Origin of the sequence: Mycobacterium sp. IS-3022, from assembly GCF_001500065.1 — a bacterium.
In the GTDB taxonomy this organism is placed as follows: domain Bacteria; phylum Actinomycetota; class Actinomycetes; order Mycobacteriales; family Mycobacteriaceae; genus Mycobacterium.
Genome location: NZ_LQIN01000001.1, coordinates 438,624 through 457,886, shown reverse-complemented (window position 1 = coordinate 457,886; position 19,263 = coordinate 438,624). Strand labels below are relative to the sequence as shown.

Sequence of the window (19,263 nt, the reverse complement as noted above, 5' to 3'; positions counted from 1 at the left end):
CAGGGGACGTCAAGCCGAGCACGGCAGCGAACCGGCTTCGGCCACAGCCCATTCCACGAGGCGATGCACCACCGGGCGCGGCGCGTCCGGTACAGCTGGCAGGTCTTCGGACTTGCAGGCCCGCGCGAGGAGATCGCGCACCTAGTGGCCGTCGCTTCCCAGCCCGTCGGGCCAGTGCTGGTGACGGCGGTCGTTCCTGCATACCGCTGCGGGACAGTCCCGGATTCTCACCGGGTTCCCTCTCGCGCCGCACCCGGACCGGCATACGGCACTCGATGTCGATGTTCCGACTTCGTCCCCGAAGTCGGGTCGCCGACAAACCAGTTGCGCTGACCAGCCTACCCCTGCGGGCGTCCGTGTCAGGGGCAGGCTATGCCAGCAGCGTCTGGCCGAGATATCCGCCTGGCTCGACGCCGGGCAGGATCGCGAACGTCGCCGACCCGATCGTGGTGATCCACTCGTTCAGCGCATCCGCGGCGGCGAGACGCTGCTGAACCGGGGTGAACTGCGCGGCCGGATCACGTTGATAGGCAGCAAAAACCAGGCCGCTTTCGGTGGTTCGTCCAGCGGGCGGGGGATCGTCGAAGTTGTAGGGACGGCGGAGGAACTGTTCGTCGTCGTTGCGGTGCCGGGCCAGCGCGATGTGCGAGTTCGGCGGAATCACCGGGATGCCGTTCTCGGTCGCGGCGAAATCCGGTTCATCGAACTCCCGTTGTCCGGTGAGCGGTGCACCGGTGTCAAGTCGACGCCCGACCGTCAGTTCCTTGCTGTTGCGGTCGAGTTCGTCCCAGGTGTCCATCTCGGCGCGGATCCGGCGCAACACCAGGATCGTGCCTCCGTCGAACCACCGCTGATCGTCTCCGGTGTCCCAGACCAGCCGGTCGAAGCCCGACTCGTCGGTGATGTTGGCGGTGCCGTCGATCTGGCCCATGAGGTTGCGCATGCTGGCACCCTCACCGATTCCGACCGCGTTGCGGAATCCGGTCTGCCGCCATCGCGCAGTGGTCATGGTGCGGACGTTCTTCAGCAGCACCCGGCCGGTGTGCGCGACGGTGACCGGATCGTTGGCGCAGATCTGCAGCAGGAGGTCCCCTCCACACCATTGCGGTTGAAGCCGGTCGGTGGTGAAGGCGGGCGGTTCAGCCAGCGACCGCGGGCGCAGGTGCGCCAACCCGATCCGGTCGAAGAGGCCCGACCCGAGGCCCACGGTGACGGTGAGGCGGGCCGGCCGGTGTGCCAGTTCGGGTTCGGTATCCGCCAGCGCGGGCGTGCCTTGCGTCAACCGCGCGGCGTCCGCGGTCCACAGTTTGAGCACCGCGGCCAGCGTGTCCCGCGGACTGCGCCGGGGTTGCGGTGCCAGGTCCAGCGCCACGAAGAGTGCGTGCGTCTGTGGTGGTGTCGCGACGCCGGGCTGATGCTTGCCGTGAAACGGTTCGACGGCCCGGTCGAACGATTCCGTCGGGACCGCGGACTGTGCGACGCTGCATTGCGTAAGCGTCGCCCCGGCGGCGACTGCTGCGGCGCCACCCGCGAGGAGGCGCCGCCGGTTGAGCCGCAAGGAGGCGCCGGCCGAGCGCTCAGCCATGATCGTCGTGCGGCGCCGACCCGCCGGTCGACGGCTGATAGTCCTCGTCCGCCCCGGCGAAGTCACGCACCTGCGCGGTGACGGGCAGTGTCGAACCGTCCTCGAACTCGACGGTCAGCGTGACCTCTGAGCCCGGCGGCAGCGGCCGCACGAGGTCCATCAACATCAGGTGATCCCCGCCCGGCGCCAATGCATGTGAGCCGTCGGCCGGGATTGTCATGCCGCCCTCCTTGGGGCGCATCGTCTTGACGCCCCCGGCGCCGGGCGCGACCTCATGGACTTCGACTCGGCCCGCCGCATCCGAGGTTCCTTTGACGATGCGGGCGTCGTGGTGTCCGGTGTTGGTGAAGGTGCCGAACACCGCTGCCATGCCCGTATCCGCCGAGCTTGCCCACTGATCGGCGATGGTCACCGCCGACGCCATCGGCTCTTCGTCGTGGTGGGCCTGCGTCGTACAACCCGCAGCGATGAGCGACGCCGTCGCGGCGAGTAGGAGCGCTTTGCGATACCGTTTGTCAGACATGAGCTTTCGTCTCCTGCTTCTTGTTCTCTTTGCGTTTCTTGACCGCGCCCACGATGAGGTCGACGACCATGAATGCCGCGAGGCTGAGCCCGAACAACGGCAGCGCCCAGCCCAGGGCGAGCGCGCCGACGGCCAGCGCGGTGACCGCGACAGGGTTCAGGCCGCGAAGGGTGCCGCGCAGCGGCGGACGTCCCACAGCCCAAGCGGTTCCGCGCGTCGGTCGTCGTCGCCACCACATCACGTAGCCCCGCACGACGATCGTGATCAGTCCGATCGCGGTGAGCGCCAACAGGATCTGATTCGGGATGCCGAACAGGACGCCCATGTGTGCGTCGATGGCCCAGTCGGTGAGTTTGGCCAGGACCGGCCACTCGGCGAAGTCGACACGGTCGGTGATCGCACCGGTGTCGGGGTTCACGGTGATCGCGTCGTGCCGGGTCGGCCAGTCGCGCTTGTTCTCCGCGACCTGCCAGCCGTGGCCGGGTTCGGCGGGTGGGTACATCCACATCGGCCCGCGCAGCCCCGCGTCGACCGCGGTGCGCAGCGCCATGTCCGCGCCGTGCAGCGCGGCGTCACCGCCCGTCGAGGACGGCCCACCGTGCTGGTGTCCGCCCCGGATGTCGCTGCCGGCCGCTTGCGTCAACGTCGTGTCGACCGTCGGCGCGGTGGTGTTCAACCGCTCCTGGAGAAGATTGACGGTCTCGCCGCCGTACCGCGACCAGGTGATGCCGGTGATCGACAACCCCAGCAGCGCCACGATGACCCAAACCCCCACCGCGCCATGCCACGACAGCGTCCGGCGGCGATCCGTCTTGTCGCGGTCGGGCACGGCGATGCGACGCAGCTTCTTGGTGTCGCGGCGGTGCAGGTACCACAGCGCCAACCCCGCCAGCGCGATCACCCACAGCCAGCTCGCGGCGAGTTCGCTGTAGTTGCGGCCCACCGCACCGAGATGCAGGTTGCGATGCAGCTCGTCGAACCAGGCGCGCAGCGGCATCCACTGGCCGTAGGTGGTCAGCGCGCCGCGAACCTCGCCGCTGTACGGGTCGACGAAGACGGTGCGCGCGTAGTCGGGCGGTACGTCATCGACGGCGAGCGTGATGCGTGTCGTCTCGTCGGCGGCGGCGGGTGGGCGGATGCTTTCCACCGTCCCCTCGGGGTGCGCGGCCCGTGCGGCGCGGATCTGGTCGGCCAGTGGCAACCGCTGCTGGCCGACGCGGTCGACGGTGACCTCGTGGCGGTGAACCGCGTTGTCGATCTGGGGGATCACCGCGTACAGCAGCCCGGTGACGGCGGCGATCAGGATGAACGGGCCGACGAAAACGCCGGCGTAGAAATGCAATCGAAGCAGCAGTGGGCGCAGTCCACGCAGATGTCGGCGCGTGGGTGCGCTACGGGTGGGAGTCGTCGTCATGGCATCGGAAGCTTTCGAGCCGGTGGCGCGCCGAGCGCCGGCACGCCGGGGATTGAGGTTCTGAGATGTCAGGGGCCGCGTCATACAGGTGATGCAGCCCACCCGCGGTCAGCGAGATCGCGGCGAATTCACTCGAGGAGGCGGGCTATGCCGCCGTTGCGGACCTCTCCGGCGGAGCGCGCATACCGAGGCCGTAGTTGAACAGCACGGATTCGGCGACAACGGTTTTGGCGGCGCAGTGCAGTCGACGCACCCGCGGCCGCAGGGCAAGAGCGGCGAAAATCCGCAGCCAGCGCAGCACGGACACGCAGACCACGTACAGGTATTCGACGGCGGCGATCGCCGCACCGAGAACGAGCGCGGCGCCGACATGCGCCACCACCATCGCGGGTGTGAGGCCTAGGGTGGCGGCCGAGTGGTGGTGCCCCCCGGCAACGACGAACGCGAGGTGGCCCAGCACCTGCGCGAGGCTCAAGGCGCCGACGGCGCCCACCAGACGCGCGTGGCGACCGTCGAGCGTGAGCCGCGCGACCGCTGTGCCCGCGGTGGCGCACACGAGCATCGCGACGATCAACGCCGAGCCCCGAGGAAGCTCGCCCGCGGCGAAGGTGTGAGCGGTCGCGGTGAGGATGGCCGAGCACGCGCCGACCAGGCTCCCACGCAGCCAGCGTGCGCGCGATCTCGGCGTGCTCACCTGCCGAACTCTACCGTTCGGGTCGCGTCACCCTTCCACCACGACGCCCGCGGCGGCTTCGATCGGTTTCACCACCGCGGTGAAGTCGGAGTCGGCACCCTCGCTCGCCATCGTCGACTCCCAGACCTGCGCCACGGCGTCGGCAAGTTCGGTCGGCAGCCCCAGCGCTTTCGCTTCGTCGAGGTAGAGCCGAACGTCCTTGACCATCAGCCCGGTCGCGAAGCCGTAATCGAACGTGCGGGGTAGGACCGCCCGCGGGAACTTGTCCCGACTGGCATGGGTGCCGCCCGACCCCGCGTTCAGGACATCGAGCATCACCCGGGCGTCGAGTCCGGACTTCACGCCGGCCACCATCGCCTCGGCGGTGACCGCCAACGTCGTCGCCGCGATCAGGTTGTTCACCAGCTTCATCGTCTGTGCCGCTCCCGGCTCCTCGCCGACAAAAGTCGCCCGGCCGATGGTCTCGAAGATCGGCAGGCAGGCTTCGAAGTGAACCGGGGGACCCGACGCCATGATCGCGAGTGTGCCCGCCTCGGCTCCGTGCACACCTCCGCTGACGGGACTGTCGAGTGCGGCGATCCCTCGCTCGGCGAGAAGTCCGCTGTTGCGCTGGGCCGTTCGGCGGCCAACCGTCGACAAGTCGACAAAGCGTTCGACGACACTTCCGCTCGCGACGTCGTCGGCGACGGACTCCGATGCCGCAGGCGTCGGCAAGCTGACCAATACCGTCGCGACACGATCGGCGACCTCGCGCACCGACGCCGCCGCTTCGGCGCCGGCTTCGACCGCCTTGTCGACCACCTCAATGCGCCTGTCGCACACCACCACCCGATGACCGGCGGCCCGCAGGCGAGTGGCCATCGGAAATCCCATGTTGCCGAGGCCGATGAAGCCGATGTCCATGCCGCGCCTACTGGTGGTCGGCGTCGTCGAAGGCCGCGCGTGCCACCCGGAAAGCCGCCACCGCTGCGGGAACACCTGCATAGACCGCGACCTGCATGAAGATCTCGCGGATCTCCTCGCGCGTGACTCCGTTGGTGAGAGCGCCCCTGACGTGCGTGCGCAACTCATCGGGACGGTTCAGCGCCGCCAGCATCGCAAGGTTGAGCATGCTTCGGGTCTTGTGGGGTAGGCCGTCGCGGCCCCATACCGCGCCCCAGCAGTACTCGGTCACCAGATCCTGGAACGGCCCCGTGAAGTCATCCGCGCCGTCCGCGGCCTTCTTCACATAAGCCTCACCGAGTACCGCCGTGCGGATTTCGCGGCCCCGGTCGTACGTGTCTTGGTCCACCACTCGAGGGTGGCAGACCGCGACAGCGCCGACTCAGCCGGCTGGCGCAGGCGCCGGCGGCACCGGCGCCGGGCCGGGTGCGGGTGCCGCGAACGGGGCTGGCCCCAACGCTGGTGCCGGCGCACCGAACGGTGCCGGCACTGGTGCGGGAACCGGGGCTGGTTCCGGGGCAGGCGGAGCCGGCTCGAGACGCGCCACCGCGTAGGCCGCACCCTCGGTGGCCATCCCGTTCACGAGGTACGAATTGTGCGCGAAGCTCGGGAGACCGATGGGAGCGCCGTTGCAGATCGTGTCGCCCTCGGCGCACAGGCTCAGCGTCTTGTCCTGATACGACGGTCCGATCGCGATCGGGGGTGCGCCGGCGTCGGTCAGGAACCGATCCGACGGCCGGCCGAACAACACCACGGCGGCGACGTGGTCGCCGACTTCGTCGGACATCGGCTCGGGGATGAACTGGCGGTACTCAGCGGGTACCTCCTCAGGGATCTCCGCAGAGGTCACATAACCGGCCACCGCGGCGCCCTGTGAGAATCCGCCCAGCACGATGTCGGTATCGGGGCACGCCGCAGCCGTCGACTCGACTTTCCGTCCCGCATCGCGGATCCCGTCGACGACCGTCCGTGCGAATTGGATCCGGTCGCCGAAGTCCGCACTCGCCGGGTAGTTGACCGCGTAGACATCGACCGAGCGCGGAGCGGCCTGCGCGCGCAGCGCGTCGACGAATGCCTGCCCGACCCCGCCGACACCGACCGGCTCACCGGTCCCGCGCGCGAACACGACTTGCACGTCAGGGCAGGCAGGTGGCGCTGGCGGTGGCGGGGGCGGCGGCGGTTGGGCCGCCGCAAGAGGCACCGTTGCACTGACGAGCGCCGCGAACGGCACGACCAGACCAACCATCCGAGCGATTCGACGAGCGCCCATTCGACCACTCCTTCACGTGTGTAGCTGTATCAACCAAACTGCGACGACGGTCGCGGGGTGTCATACCCGCATTGTTTGCCAGATAATCAACCGTTCTAGCGACGGACGTCATCCGCCGCTCGGCTCGCTGATCCTCACCAGCATCTTGCCGATGTTGGCGCCGGTGAACAAGCCGTTCATAGCTTCCACACAAGACTCGATGCCCTCGAAGATCGTCTGGCGGTGCACCAACCGGCCTTCCTGCGCCCACCGGCGCAGTGGCCCGAACGCCTCCTCGAAACGGCCCCACTCGTCGAGCGCGTTGAATCCCTGCATCAGCGCGGTCTTCGACAGCAGGTTGACGTAGTTGGCCGGGCCGGGATGTTCGCCGGTCAGGTAGCTCGAAATGACGCCGCACAACACGACCCTGGCCTTGTGGGCCAGCCGGCCGAGCACCGCGTCGAGGATCGGCCCGCCCACGTTGTCGAAGTACACGTCGACGCCCTTCGGGCAGTGCTGTTTCAGCGCCGCGGGCAGGTCGTCCGCGCGGTAGTCGATGCACGCGTCGAACCCGAAATCGTCGACGACGGCCCGGCACTTCTGCGGTCCCCCCGCGATGCCCACCACCCGGGCACCGGCGATCTTGGCGATCTGACCGGCCACCGAACCCGTGGCACCGGCCGCCGCCGACACCACCACGGTCTCCCCCGGTTGCGGCTTGCCGATGCCGACCATCCCGAAATAGGCGGTCGCGCCGGTCGGCCCGTACACCGACATCACCGCGAGCTGGTCGACATCGGGGCCTTCGACCGGTGTGGTGAAGATGTCGTCGCGGCTGATGACGTATTCCTGGAATCCGGTCAGCGTCGTGACGACGTCACCGACGGCGTACGCGTCGCAGCGCGAGGCGACCACTTCGCCGATCCCCGCCGCGCGGATGACCTCCCCGAGTTGCACCGGAGGCAGATACCCCGGCTGGTCGTTGAGCCAGGTGCGGGCGGCGGCGTCGATGCCGATGTAGGTGGTTCGCACCAACGCCTCGCCTTCGGCGGGTTCCGGTGCCGGGAGGGTGATCAGCTCGGTGTCGGCGGGCTGGACCAGCCCGGTGGGTCTGCGGCGCAACACGATCTGGCGGTTCATCAGCTCGGCCACGAACGCAACCTACCGAAGCAGCTGACGTTCACGTAAGAGGCGCGAAGAACGGGTACGCGGTAGGCCATGACGGTCATCGGCTTCCACTGTTCTCACGAGCAGATCAACCCGGCCCAGTTGCTCCGTGACGTGCAGCATGCCGAACAAGCGGGATTCACCGCCGGCATGTCATCGGATCACTTCAGCCCCTGGAGTGAGCGGCAGGGCGAATCCGGTTTCGCGTGGGCATTCCTCGGCGCGGCACTCGCCACGACGCAGCTGCCCTTCGGCGTCGTCAACGCGCCGGGGCAGCGCTACCACCCGGCGATCATCGCCCAGGCGATCGCAACGCTCGCGCAGATGTTCCCCGGCCGGATCTGGGCGGCGCTCGGCTCGGGTGAGGCATCCAACGAACGGATCACCGGCGAGCAATGGCCGCGTAAGGAGGTGCGCGACCGGCGCCTCGTCGAGTGCGTCGACGTGATCAGGCGCCTGCTGCACGGCGAAGAGGTCAATCATGAAGGCCTGGTCAATGTGAACCGGGCGCGGCTATGGACCCTTCCCGAGAAGATCCCCGACCTCGTCGGTCCGGCCGTCACCGCGGAAACCGCCGCGCGGCACGCCGTCTGGGCGGACGGTCTGGTCACGGTCAACCAGTCGCGAGACGCGCTGCAGAAGGTGCTGCACTCCTACCGCGACGCCGGCGGCCGGGGGCCTGCGCGCCTGCAGATCCATCTCAGCTGGGCCCCTTCGGAGGACGAAGCCCTCGCGATCGCCCACGACCAGTGGCGCACCAACGTTTTCGATCCTCCGGTCTGCTGGGACATCGAGACGGTGGAGGCGTTCGACGTCATCGGCGAGAAGGTCTCCTCGGAGCACGTCCGCCGATCGGTTCGGGTCTCGAGCGACCTGGGCCGGCACACAGAGTGGCTCCACCAGGATCTCGAACAGGGGTGGGACGAGCTCTATCTGCATTTCGTCGGGCAGAAGCAGAGCGCATTCATCGACGCGTTCGGCGAACATGTGCTCTCACAGCTGAATTCAGAGGCGGTCAGCGCGTGAGGAAGATCGAGACCGGCGACCTGTGGTGGAAGAACGCCGTCTTCTACTGCGCCGACATCGAAACCTTCTACGACTGGAACGGCGACGGCTGCGGCGACATCCGCGGCATGACCGAGCGCATCGAGTACCTCTTCGACCTCGGCATCAACTGCCTGTGGCTCATGCCCTTCTACCCGACCGGCCGCATCGATGACGGCTACGACATCACCGACTTCTTCGGCGTCGATCCGCGTTTCGGCACCCACGGCGACTTCGTCGAACTGGTGCGTACCGCCAAGGCGACCGGAATCCGGGTGATCGTCGACTTCGTGATGAACCACACCTCGGACCGCCATCCCTGGTTCAAGTCCGCGTGCCGCAGCACCGACGATACGTATCGCGACTATTACGTGTGGAGCGCGACCGAACCCAAGTCAAGCCCAAAGGACGTCGTCTTCCCGGATCAGGAAGACAGTCTCTGGGAATTGGAGCCGAAGAGCGGCGAGTGGTACCTGCACCACTTCCTCAAGCACCAGCCCGACCTCAACATCGCGAATCCGAAAGTGCAGGAGGAGATTTCGCGTGTCCTCGGGTTCTGGCTCGAGCTGGGGGTGTCGGGCTTCCGCGTCGATGCCGTGCCGTTCCTGTTCGCCCGCGACGGTGTCCCGGGCGACCCCGGCGTGTTCAATCCCTACGAATACCTCGGCGATGTGCGCAATTTCATCACCCGCCGCGTCGGAGACGCCGTCCTGCTCGGCGAGGTCAACGTTCCCTACAAGGACCAGAAGAGCTTCTTCGGCGGCCCCGACGGTGACGGGCTCAACATGCAATTCGACTTCATCGGGATGCAGAACCTCTACCTGTCGCTGGCCCGCGGCGACGCGCGCCCCATCGCCAAGGCGCTCAACCAGCGGCCGACGCTCGACATCACCAGCCAGTGGGCCAATTTCGTCCGCAACCACGACGAACTCACGCTCGACAAGCTGAGCGACGAGGAGCGCCAAGAAGTCTTCGACGCCTTCGGTCCGGATCCGGACATGCAACTCTACGGGCGCGGACTGCGCCGACGGCTACCCGCGATGCTCGGCGGTGACCAGCGGCGGATGCGCATGGCCTACTCGCTGATGTTCTCGTTGCCCGGCACTCCGGTGCTGTTCTACGGCGAAGAGATCGGCATGGCCGAAAACCTCGGAGTGGCAGGGCGATTCGCTGTGCGAACACCCATGCAATGGACCGCCGACGTCAACGGCGGATTTTCCACCGCGGCCAAACGCCGGCTACCGCGCCCGCAACCCGACGGGATGTACGGCCCGGACCGCGTCAACGCCGCAGACCAGCGCCACGACCATCGGTCGTTCTGGTGGTTCATGCGCAATCTGATCTACACCTACCGCTCACAGCCGGAGATCGGCTGGTCGACCCCCGAGATTCTGAAGCAACCGAACTCCGCCGTGCTGGCCCATGTCTGCCGGGAAGAGTCGGGCTGGGCGATGGTCGCGTTGCACAACTTCGGCGCCGAAGCCTGCATCGTGTCGATCGAACTCGACGAAGCGCCGGAATGCAGGCTCGTCGACCTACTCGACGGACTATCCGAACACCGGCTCGACAACAAGGGCCGCATCGAGGTGGGCATGGAACCGTACGGGTATCGGTGGCTGCGGCTGCTGGGTACCGGCGATCCGCCCATCATCTGAGTCGCCGTGCGTCAGCTCCGGAAAATGTGTCCCAAATCTGGGATTGATTCGGCTACGAGCGGGTAGATATGCGACATGCCCGAAGCCGATGAGACCACCGCGGTCGCGGTCTGCGCTGGTTGTGGTTACCCGACGCTCGGGCCGGAGTTGTGCGCGTACTGCCAGGCCATGACGGTCGGTCCGACCGCGGCCTGAGTCCAGCTCACCTCACCGGCGCGCCGAGAATCGGCCGCTGCTCGTACGCGCCGGGCGCATCGAAATGCCACCACTCTCCCTCGTAGACGGTCAGCCCGCCCGCCGCCATCGCTTCCCGCAACCGCGCGCGGTTGGCCCGGGCGGCCGCGCCGACTCCGTCGGTGGCATAGGCGTTCGCCCGCGGATCGAACTCGTCGAAGCCGGTGCCCATGTCGACGAGGGCACCGTCGCGGGCCAGCGTGACGTCGACCGACAGACCGGCCTCGTGGCTGCGGGCGTACGGCCCCGGCCGCGCCACCCAGCCGGGCTCCGGCACCGCCTCGTACATCCGCACTTGCACGTCGTGCGGCCGGTAACAGTCCCAGAACACGAGCACCTCGCCGCCGGGGCGCAGCGCGTCAGCGGCCGCCGACAGGCGTGGCGCCACCGACTCGTCGACCAGGCATCGTGCGTCGGCGGGATACAACTGCTCGCCGACGAAGTTGTTCGTCGTCGCGTACCGGAGGTCGATCACCGCGTCGGGAACAGCGGTGCGCACGTCGACCAGACCCGCCGCACGGGCCGCGTCGGACACCGGCGGAACCGGTTCGTCGGCGGCGGCCACGCCCGACATCGCCCATGCCAGGACGGCCGCCGCCGCACCGGCCCAGGCTTTCCGCATCGCGGGCCTCGTTTCTGCAGTGGAGAAGTGGAGCTACGCGCGCAATCTGCACCGCGACGTGATGCTAGCCGCGACCGCCGGGACTCCGAACACGTCTAGGTACTCCCCAGGGAAACATCGGCTGGTTGGCGGGGGGTGCGACCGTCGAGGGCCGCGTCTTGATCGACACACTGCCGTTGGTTTGGCAGGTCGTCATCGAGCCCGTGTCCTGGCAGGTAGGTCGAGCAGCGGCGGCCGGAGCCGAAACGACCGCCATGACCGTCAAACTCACCATGACCAGCGCTGATTTGCCTCGAGTTGTCATGCGCCCCTTGCCCTTCAGCCGCTCCCACCTGGTACCGCGATGCTCGCCCGCGGGCCGTCCTGAGCATCATCACAGCACGGCTGTCCGATCCAGCGGGGAGATCGGCCGAGCATTTTGGGTCGAGTTGACGTGCGCTGAGCACTCGCACAGCGCCGCAGGCTTACACTGCGACCGTGCGCGACGTGCTCGATGAGTTACTGACCGTGTGGCGGACCGGCGGCACCGCCGGTGTGGCCACCGTCGTGCGCACTATCCGCTCCGCGCCCCGCCAACCGGGCGCCACCATGGTGGTCTGCCCCGACGGCACGGTCGCCGGCTCGGTGTCGGGCGGCTGCGTCGAGGCCGCGGTCTACGAACTGGCCAACGAGGTGGTCTCGGCGGGGCGCCCGGAACTGCAGCGCTACGGCATCAACGACGACGACGCGTTCGCCGTGGGACTCACGTGCGGCGGCGTCATCGACATCTTCGCCGAGCCGGTGTCCCGCGACACCTTTCCGCAACTGCAGGCCGTCGCCGACGACATCGCCGCGCACCGACCGACCGCACTCGCCACGGTGATCGCCCATCCCGATCCGCACCGGATCGGCCGCCGGCTCGTCATCGGGCCGCACTCGGTCGAGGGCTCGCTGGGCTCGGCGCGCCTCGACGCCGCGGTCACCGACGACGCCCGCGGGTTGCTCGCGGCCGGCCGCACGGGCGTGCTGTCGTACGGTCCCGACGGTCAGCGTCAGGAGTCGGGAATGGAGGTGTTCGTCGCCAGCCACGCCCCGCCGCCGCGGATGCTGATCTTCGGGGCGATCGACTTCGCGAGCGCGTTGGCCCAGCAGGCGACATTGCTGGGCTACCGCGTCACCGTGTGCGACGCGCGGCCGGTGTTCGCGACACCCGCACGCTTCCCGGGCGCCGAGGAGGTCGTGGTGATGTGGCCCGACCGCTACCTCGCCGAGCAGGCCGAGAACGGCGCGATCGATTCGCGCACCGCGATCTGCGTGCTCACCCATGACCCGAAGTTCGACGTCCCGGTGTTGCAGGTCGCACTGCGCCTGCCCGACGTCGGCTACATCGGGGTGATGGGCTCACGTCGCACGCACGACGACCGAATGCAGCGGCTGCGCGAGGCCGGCCTGACCGACGCCGAACTGGGCCGGCTGGCCAGCCCGATCGGGCTCGACCTCGGCGCCCGCACCCCCGAGGAGACCGCGGTGTCGATCGCCGCGGAGATCATCGCCCGCCGGTGGGGCGGCGGCGGCAGGCCGCTGAGCGACACCGACGGACGCATCCACCACGAGGCGTGAGACAACACGTATGGAAATGTCGTTCTCGGATGCGATAACGTCACTCTTAACACGGCGAGGAGAAGGGTGAGCCGGTGACTTCTGCTTCAGCGGAGAAAGTCGCGACCCGCTACGCGGGGGCCCGCGTGCCACGCATCGAGGACAACCGGCTGCTCACCGGTCGCGGGACCTTCGTCGACGATGTCGTGCGACCGGGAATGCTGCACGCCTGCTTCGTGCGCAGCCCGTTCGCGAGGGCGACCATCAAGGGCATCGACGCGTCGGCTGCGCTCGCCATGCCGGGCGTGCACGCGGTGTTCACCGCCGAGGACCTCAACCCCGACGTCAAAGAGGCCTGGCACGCCGTCGCGGGTAAGGACCTCGCGGACACCCCGCGGCCACCGCTGGCCGAGGGTGAGGTGAAGTTCGTCGGGGACCCGGTCGCCCTGGTCGTGGCCGACAATCGCTACCTCGCCGAGGATGGCGCCGACGCGGTGGAGGTCGACTACGAACCGCTGCCTGCGATCGCCGATTTCACCCGGGCAGTCGGCGGCGCGGACGCCGGCGTTCCCGTGGTGCACGAGGCCTATCCCGACAACGTCGCGGGCGGCATGGGCGGCGCGCCGCCCGACGAGGAGTTATTCGCCACGTCACCCCATGTTGTCGAGGCCAACGTCTACCAGCAGATCTACGCGCCGGTGCCGATCGAATGCCGCGGCATGGTCGTCGAGTGGACGCCCGCGACCGAGGAACTGACGATGTGGGCGTCGACGCAGACGCCCCACGAGTTGCGGGCGTTCTGCGCCCGCCTGCTCGGCATCCCGGCGCACAACGTCCGAGTGATCATGCGCGACACCGGCGGCGGTTTCGGCCAGAAGGTCGTGCCGATGCGCGAGGACATGTGCATCATGCTCGCGGCGCGCAAAGTGCCTTCTGCGACGTCGAACGCGCAATCGGGCGCTGCACTGAAGTGGATCGAGGACCGCCGCGAGAACCTGATGTCGGCCGGGCAGGCCCGCCACGTCGACGGCACCGCCCGGGCGGCTTTCGATGACGAGGGCAACATCCTCGCCGTCGACATCGACTTCACCTACGACATCGGCGCCTATCCGACGCCGTATCCGGTGCTGACCACCGCTGCGGTCGGCATGTTCTTCCCCGGCCCGTACCGGGTGCCCAAGGCCAGCTTCAACTACAAGACGGTGTTCTCCAACACCGCCGGACTGGCCGCCTACCGCGGGCCGTGGCAGTACGAAACCCTCGCGCGTGAAGTGCTTTTCGACATCGCAGCGCGAAAAATGAAGATGGATCCGGTCGAGTTGCGCCGGCGCAACATCTTGCGCGGTGACGAGATGCCGTACTTCAACCCCAACGGCATGCCCTATGACCACGTCGCGCCCGCCGACACCTTCGAACAGGCCGTCAAGATCCTCGACCACGAAGGCTTCCGCAAGGAGCAGGCCGACGCGCTGGCCGAGGGCCGTTACCTCGGACTGGGGTTCTCCGCCTACATCGAACCGACCGGCGCCGCAACGGGTCACCTCGCCACCGAAGGCGCGACGATCCGGATGGAGCCGACCGGCAAGATCAACGTCTACGTCAACGGCGGTTCGACGGGCAACAGCCTCGAGACCACGGTCGTGCAGTTGACCGCCGACGCGCTGGGCGCCGACATCGACGACGTCTCGACGATCCAGGGCGACACCGCGGTCACCCCGTACGGCGCGGGCACACAGGGCAGCCGCAGCGGCCCGATGACCGCGGGCGCCGTCGCTGAGGCCGGCGCGACGCTGCGCAAGCAGATCCTCGCGATGGCGGCGCCGCGCCTGGAGGCCGAGGAGTCCGAGCTGGAACTGGCCGACTCACGGGTTCGGGTGCGTGAAAACCCCGACAAGAGTGTCAGTTTCGCCGATCTGGCCTATCGCGCGTACTACGAGCCGCAACAGCTGCCGCCCGGTGTCTCGGCCTCGTTGGAGGCGACCGCGCGGTTCACCTCACAAGCGCCGATCCACTGGGCGAACGCCACGCACGCGTGCACGTGTGAGGTCGACATCGAGACCGGCCGCGTCACGCTGACCCGATACATCGTCAGCGAGGACGTCGGGCCGATGATCAACCCCAACGTCGTCGAGGGTCAGATCGCCGGCGGCACCGTGCAGGGCATCGGCGGTGCGCTGCTGGAGGACATGGCTTACGACGACGACGGCAACCCGCTGTCGAGTACGTTCGTCGACTACCTGTTGCCGACTGCCACCGAGGTGCCGGCGATCGAGTACGGACACGTGGAGATCCCGGGGCCGGGAGTCGGCGGATACAAAGGTGTCGGCGAGGGCGGCGCAATCGGTTCGACGCCGGCCGTGATCAACGCCATCAACGACGCCCTGGCGCCCCTCGGCGTCACGCTGACCCGCCTGCCCGCCAGCCCGGCCGCGATCATCGAGGCGATCGAACAAGCGCGAAAGTAAGGAAGCAGCAGTGGAACTCAACAACGAATTCCGGGTGGCGGTACCCGCCGCGAAGACGTGGGAGGTGTTGACCGACGTCGAGCGGGTCGCGCCGTGTCTGCCCGGCGCCACCCTGCTGTCCGTGGACGGCGATGACTTCACCGGTGCGGTGAAGGTCAAGGTCGGTCCGATCACGGTGTCGTACAAGGGCGCTGCCTCGTTTCAGGAGAAGGATGCGGCGGCGCAGCGCGTCGTGCTCAAGGCCGAGGGCAAGGAGACGCGCGGCAACGGCAACGCCGCCGCGACCGTCACCGCGCAGTTGAAGGACGAGGGCGACGCGACCAGGGTGGTCATCAACACGGATCTGACGATCTCGGGCAAGGCCGCGCAGTTCGGTCGCGGCGTGCTCGCCGATGTGGCTTCCAACCTGATCGGCCAGTTCGCCAAGTCGCTGGAGGCCAGCGTGCTCGGTGACACGGTTACCGCGGCACCGACGACGGAGGCGGCCGCGGCCGCTGCGCAACCTGAAGCAGGCGAGTCGATAGACATGCTGAAAGTCGTTGCGGCACCGCTGGCCAAGCGTGCGGCCCCGGTGGCGGCAGGTCTGGTGGCGGGATTGGCGGTCGGCCTCCTGTTGGGCCGTCGTCGCAGGAAGGCGCCCGCCGCGGCGGTGGCCGAGGACCTGCAGGCCGCGCTGGCGCGCCTGCTGTCGTCATGAAAGCCGCCCCGTTCGCCTACCACCGCCCCGAGTCGGTCGAGGAGGCGGTGGACATGCTCGCGGAATTCGGCGACGATGCAAAACTCCTTGCCGGCGGGCAGAGCCTGGTCCCGATGCTCGCGATGCGACTGACGTATTTCGAGAACCTCATCGACATCTCGCGGATCGACGAGCTTCGCAGCATCGATCTGATCGAAGACGCAGTACGCGTCGCGGCCGGCACCCCGCACTCCTTCGTCGGGATGGATGACGAAGTGGCGGAGTCGGTTCCGCTACTGAGCCTCGCGACGCCGCACATCGGTCATTTCCAGATCCGCACCAGGGGGACACTCGGCGGCGCCATCGCCCACGCCGATCCGGCGGCAGAGTATGCGGCCGTCGCGTTGGCGCTCGACGCGCGGATGGACGTGCTGTCCTCGAAAGGGTCCCGGCAGATCGCCGCGAAGGACTTCTTCACCGGGCTGTGGGAGACCTCGTTGCGACCCGACGAGATGCTGACCGCGGTGCACTTCCCGATCTGGAGCGGACGGACGGGCTTCGCGATGGAGGAGTTCGCGCGCCGGCACGGCGACTTCGCCATTGCCGGCGCGGCGGTTGCGGTCGAGCTGGACGACGACGACCGGATAACCCGTTGCGGCATCGGGCTGTTGGGTTTGGGCTCGACACCACTGCGGGGCAGTGCCGCCGAAGATGCCGTCATCGGTCGGCCGGTCGGCGACATCGACGCCGGGGAGTTCGGCAGGCTCGCAGTGAGCGGACTCGACGACATTCCGTCCGACCTGCAGGGGTCTGCAACCTACCGAGCCAAAGTCGGGGCGACGATGGTCGCCCGTGCCTGGTCTTCAGCCATTACGGAGGCAATCGATGCATGACATGCCGGTCGAAGTGACGGTCAACGGGCGCACGTTCGCCGCGACCGTCGAACCGCGGCTCACACTCGCCGACTTCCTGCGCGAGAAGTGTGGCCTGACCGGCACACATCTCGGTTGTGAGCACGGCGCATGTGGGGCCTGCACCGTGCTGCTCAACGGCGACGCGGTGCGTGCGTGCCTGATGTTCGCCGTGCAGGCCGAGGGCATGGAGGTCACCACGGTCGAAGGTATCGGCGACCCGGACGGTGAACTGTCGCCGGTGCAGGCCGCGTTGCGGGACTGCCACGGTCTGCAGTGCGGCTTCTGCACGCCGGGCTTCGTCACCTCGATCACGGCGCTGCTACGCGACAACCCCAAGCCGACCGACGAGGAGATCCGCGAAGGGTTGTCGGGCAACTTCTGTCGGTGCACCGGTTACCAGGGGATCGTCAACGCCGTCCATCGTGCGGCCGAGATGACCTAGCACCCGGAAGTGCTCCACCCTCGGTCTCCCACCGTGAAATCGCCTGATGGGTGAGCAGGTGATCATCGTTGTGCCGCGGAGCACCTTCGTGTCGTCGCGTCAACAGCGCTGTGCCACCGGCAGTTTCGGTGGATGTGGTCATGTCTGCTGCCCTCGTTCGGTCATGTCGCTTGGGGTCCCCAAGCCCGCTCCGTTGAGGGTTTGGGGAACACCTTCCATGGTGCCCGCCTCCCAGGGAACCGGCGTTGCACCATTACGACAACCGCCGAGTCACTTGTTGTCCGCGCGCAACAACGCTCGCGGAGCCTCGATTTGAGCCGCGCGACCCGCGGATGTACTGCCTAGCGGTCGGGTTCGGTGCGCGGGCCGAAGCCCGTCGGCGACTCGCCGGCGGTGGCGTGCCTGCCGATGTGGGACTCGGCACGCATCCGATCGACCATGTGCGGGTAGTGCAGCTCGAACGCCGGGCGCTCCGAACGGATCCGGGGTAGCTCGGTGAAGTTGTGCCGCGGCGGCGGACACGAGGTCGCCCACTCCAGCGAGTTGCCGTAACCCCACGGATCGTCGACCGTGACCGGCTCGCCGTAACGCCAGCTCTTGAACACATTCCACGTGAAGGGAAGCACCGAAACACCGAGGATGAACGCGCCGATCGACGACACGACGTTGAGCGTGGTGAACCCGTCCGTCGACAGGTAGTCGGCGTAACGCCGCGGCATACCGTCGTTACCCAGCCAGTGCTGCACCAGGAACGTGGTGTGGAAACCGATCAACGTCAACCAGAAATGCAGCTTGCCCAGTCGCTCGTCGAGCAGCCGGCCGGTCATCTTCGGGAACCAGAAATAGATGCCCGCGTAGGTGGCGAACACGATGGTGCCGAACAGCACGTAGTGGAAATGCGCCACGACGAAGTAGCTGTCGGTGACGTGGAAGTCCAACGGCGGGCTGGCCAGCATGACGCCGGTGAGCCCACCGAGCAGGAACGTCACCAGGAATCCGATCGAGAACAGCATCGGCGTCTCGAACGTCAACTGGCCCTTCCACATCGTGCCGATCCAGTTGAAGAATTTGATGCCGGTCGGCACCGCGATCAGATAGGTGGTGAACGCGAAGAACGGCAGCAGCACCGCGCCGGTCGCGAACATGTGGTGCGCCCACACCACCACTGACAGCGCGGCGATGCCCAAGGTGGCGTACACCAGCGTGGTGTAACCGAAGATCGGCTTGCGGCTGAAGACCGGGAAGATCTCGGTCACGATGCCGAAGAACGGCAACGCGACGATGTACACCTCGGGGTGGCCGAAGAACCAGAACAGGTGCTGATACAAGAGCGGCCCGCCGTTGGCCGGGTCGTAGATGTGCGCGCCGAGATGGCGGTCGGCGGCCAGGCCGAACAGCGCCGCGGTCAGAATCGGGAAGGCCATCAGCACGAGGATCGACGTGACCAGGATGTTCCAGGTGAAGATCGGCATCCGGAACATCGTCATACCGGGTGCGCGCATGCACACCACGGTGGTGATCATGTTGACCCCGCCGAGGATGGTGCCCAGACCGGCGACGGCCAACCCCAGGATCCACAGGTCCCCGCCGGCGCCGGGCGAGTGGATGGCGTTGCTCAGCGGCGCGTACGCCGTCCAGCCGAAGTCCGCCGCGCCGCCGGGGGTGATGAAGCCGGCGAGCGCGATCAGCCCGCCGAACAGGAACAACCAGAACGAGAACGCGTTGAGCCGCGGGAACGCCACGTCGGGCGCGCCGATCTGCAGCGGCAGCACCAGGTTGGCGAACCCGAACACGATCGGGGTCGCGTAGAACAGCAGCATCACCGTGCCGTGCATGGTGAACAGCTGGTTGTACTGCTCGTTGGAGAGGAATTGCAGCCCCGGTACACCCAGCTCGACCCGGATGAACAGCGCCATCAGCCCGCCGATGAAGAAGAAGACGAAGCAGGTGACGACGTACATGATGCCGATCAGCTTGTGATCGGTGGTGGTGACGAGCTTGTAAACCAAGTTGCCCCGCGGGCCCATTCTGGCCGGGAAGGGTCTGCGGACTTCCAGTT

17 protein-coding genes and 1 riboswitch are annotated in these 19,263 nt (G+C 67.7%); of the genes, 7 read left to right on the top strand and 10 right to left on the bottom strand.

Going from position 1 to position 19,263, the window contains the following annotated elements; translation table 11 throughout:
• Positions 1-80: 80 nt before the first annotated feature.
• A riboswitch (cobalamin riboswitch) is annotated at positions 81-277 on the bottom strand.
• A 93-nt stretch (positions 278-370) separates the two neighbouring features.
• From AU188_RS02195 to AU188_RS02160, 8 genes are all read right to left on the bottom strand, one after another.
• On the bottom strand, positions 371-1,585 hold the full coding sequence (locus AU188_RS02195) for a Dyp-type peroxidase (protein WP_059162041.1): 1,215 nt from the start codon (positions 1,583-1,585) through the stop codon (positions 371-373).
• A complete protein-coding gene (locus AU188_RS02190; protein ID WP_059162040.1) occupies positions 1,578-2,108 on the bottom strand; it encodes a copper chaperone PCu(A)C in 531 nt (176 codons plus the stop codon). The genes AU188_RS02195 and AU188_RS02190 overlap by 8 nt, the downstream gene beginning before the upstream one ends.
• A complete protein-coding gene (locus AU188_RS02185; protein WP_059162039.1) occupies positions 2,101-3,522 on the bottom strand; it encodes a PepSY-associated TM helix domain-containing protein in 1,422 nt (473 codons plus the stop codon). The genes AU188_RS02190 and AU188_RS02185 overlap by 8 nt, the downstream gene beginning before the upstream one ends.
• A gap of 145 nt (positions 3,523-3,667) precedes the next feature.
• Complete coding sequence (locus tag AU188_RS02180) at positions 3,668-4,216, bottom strand: hypothetical protein (protein ID WP_059162038.1); 549 nt, start codon at positions 4,214-4,216, stop codon at positions 3,668-3,670.
• 27 nt (positions 4,217-4,243) lie between these two features.
• Positions 4,244-5,200: an NAD(P)-dependent oxidoreductase gene (locus AU188_RS02175; protein ID WP_082686433.1), complete on the bottom strand. Its 957-nt coding sequence runs from the start codon at positions 5,198-5,200 to the stop codon at positions 4,244-4,246.
• A complete protein-coding gene (gene pcaC / locus AU188_RS02170) occupies positions 5,127-5,507 on the bottom strand; it encodes a 4-carboxymuconolactone decarboxylase (protein ID WP_059162278.1) in 381 nt (126 codons plus the stop codon). The genes AU188_RS02175 and pcaC overlap by 74 nt, the downstream gene beginning before the upstream one ends.
• A gap of 33 nt (positions 5,508-5,540) precedes the next feature.
• Positions 5,541-6,404 (bottom strand): cutinase family protein, encoded by an 864-nt coding sequence (locus tag AU188_RS02165; RefSeq protein ID WP_502687574.1) that lies wholly within the window; start codon positions 6,402-6,404, stop codon positions 5,541-5,543.
• Between the two features lie 132 nt (positions 6,405-6,536).
• On the bottom strand, positions 6,537-7,559 hold the full coding sequence (locus AU188_RS02160; protein WP_156426536.1) for an NADP-dependent oxidoreductase: 1,023 nt from the start codon (positions 7,557-7,559) through the stop codon (positions 6,537-6,539).
• Positions 7,560-7,625: 66 nt separating this feature from the next.
• On the opposite strand from AU188_RS02160, the gene AU188_RS02155 reads away from it, so the two are divergent.
• Both AU188_RS02155 and AU188_RS02150 read left to right on the top strand, forming a co-directional pair.
• Complete coding sequence (locus AU188_RS02155; RefSeq protein WP_059162036.1) at positions 7,626-8,600, top strand: TIGR03885 family FMN-dependent LLM class oxidoreductase; 975 nt, start codon at positions 7,626-7,628, stop codon at positions 8,598-8,600.
• Positions 8,597-10,273, top strand: coding sequence for an alpha-amylase family protein (locus AU188_RS02150; RefSeq protein ID WP_059162035.1), 1,677 nt, complete (start codon positions 8,597-8,599; stop codon positions 10,271-10,273). Before AU188_RS02155 ends, AU188_RS02150 begins: the two co-directional genes overlap by 4 nt.
• A gap of 202 nt (positions 10,274-10,475) precedes the next feature.
• Here AU188_RS02150 and AU188_RS02145 read toward each other — a convergent pair whose 3' ends face one another.
• On the bottom strand, positions 10,476-11,129 hold the full coding sequence (locus AU188_RS02145; protein ID WP_059162034.1) for a M15 family metallopeptidase: 654 nt from the start codon (positions 11,127-11,129) through the stop codon (positions 10,476-10,478).
• Between the two features lie 477 nt (positions 11,130-11,606).
• Between AU188_RS02145 and AU188_RS02140 the strand changes: the two genes are divergently transcribed.
• From AU188_RS02140 to AU188_RS02120, 5 genes are all read left to right on the top strand, one after another.
• Positions 11,607-12,728: an XdhC family protein gene (locus AU188_RS02140; protein ID WP_059162033.1), complete on the top strand. Its 1,122-nt coding sequence runs from the start codon at positions 11,607-11,609 to the stop codon at positions 12,726-12,728.
• A 74-nt stretch (positions 12,729-12,802) separates the two neighbouring features.
• Complete coding sequence (locus AU188_RS02135) at positions 12,803-15,172, top strand: xanthine dehydrogenase family protein molybdopterin-binding subunit (RefSeq protein ID WP_059162032.1); 2,370 nt, start codon at positions 12,803-12,805, stop codon at positions 15,170-15,172.
• A 10-nt stretch (positions 15,173-15,182) separates the two neighbouring features.
• A complete protein-coding gene (locus tag AU188_RS02130) occupies positions 15,183-15,869 on the top strand; it encodes an SRPBCC family protein (RefSeq protein WP_059162031.1) in 687 nt (228 codons plus the stop codon).
• Entirely contained in the window at positions 15,866-16,741 is an 876-nt protein-coding gene (locus AU188_RS02125) for an FAD binding domain-containing protein (RefSeq protein WP_059162030.1), read from the top strand. The genes AU188_RS02130 and AU188_RS02125 overlap by 4 nt, the downstream gene beginning before the upstream one ends.
• A complete protein-coding gene (locus tag AU188_RS02120) occupies positions 16,734-17,204 on the top strand; it encodes a (2Fe-2S)-binding protein (protein ID WP_059162029.1) in 471 nt (156 codons plus the stop codon). The genes AU188_RS02125 and AU188_RS02120 overlap by 8 nt, the downstream gene beginning before the upstream one ends.
• A gap of 341 nt (positions 17,205-17,545) precedes the next feature.
• Here the strand turns inward: AU188_RS02120 and ctaD are convergent, their stop codons facing one another.
• A complete protein-coding gene (ctaD, locus tag AU188_RS02115) occupies positions 17,546-19,231 on the bottom strand; it encodes an aa3-type cytochrome oxidase subunit I (RefSeq protein WP_502687576.1) in 1,686 nt (561 codons plus the stop codon).
• Positions 19,232-19,263 lie beyond the last annotated feature (32 nt).

Bases quoted from the DNA above. Each gene is read 5' to 3' on its own strand.
- AU188_RS02195 (WP_059162041.1), bottom strand. From the start codon at position 1,585: ATGGCTGAGCGCTCGGCCGGCGCCTCCTTGCGGCTCAACCGGCGGCGC.
- AU188_RS02190 (WP_059162040.1), bottom strand. From the start codon at position 2,108: ATGTCTGACAAACGGTATCGCAAAGCGCTCCTACTCGCCGCGACGGCG.
- AU188_RS02185 (WP_059162039.1), bottom strand. From the start codon at position 3,522: ATGACGACGACTCCCACCCGTAGCGCACCCACGCGCCGACATCTGCGT.
- AU188_RS02175 (WP_082686433.1), bottom strand. From the start codon at position 5,200: ATGCAGGTGTTCCCGCAGCGGTGGCGGCTTTCCGGGTGGCACGCGCGG.
- AU188_RS02165 (WP_502687574.1), bottom strand. From the start codon at position 6,404: ATGGTTGGTCTGGTCGTGCCGTTCGCGGCGCTCGTCAGTGCAACGGTG.
- AU188_RS02155 (WP_059162036.1), top strand. From the start codon at position 7,626: ATGACGGTCATCGGCTTCCACTGTTCTCACGAGCAGATCAACCCGGCC.
- AU188_RS02145 (WP_059162034.1), bottom strand. From the start codon at position 11,129: ATGCGGAAAGCCTGGGCCGGTGCGGCGGCGGCCGTCCTGGCATGGGCG.
- AU188_RS02125 (WP_059162030.1), top strand. From the start codon at position 15,866: ATGAAAGCCGCCCCGTTCGCCTACCACCGCCCCGAGTCGGTCGAGGAG.
- AU188_RS02120 (WP_059162029.1), top strand. From the start codon at position 16,734: ATGCATGACATGCCGGTCGAAGTGACGGTCAACGGGCGCACGTTCGCC.
- ctaD (WP_502687576.1), bottom strand. From the start codon at position 19,231: ATGGGCCCGCGGGGCAACTTGGTTTACAAGCTCGTCACCACCACCGAT.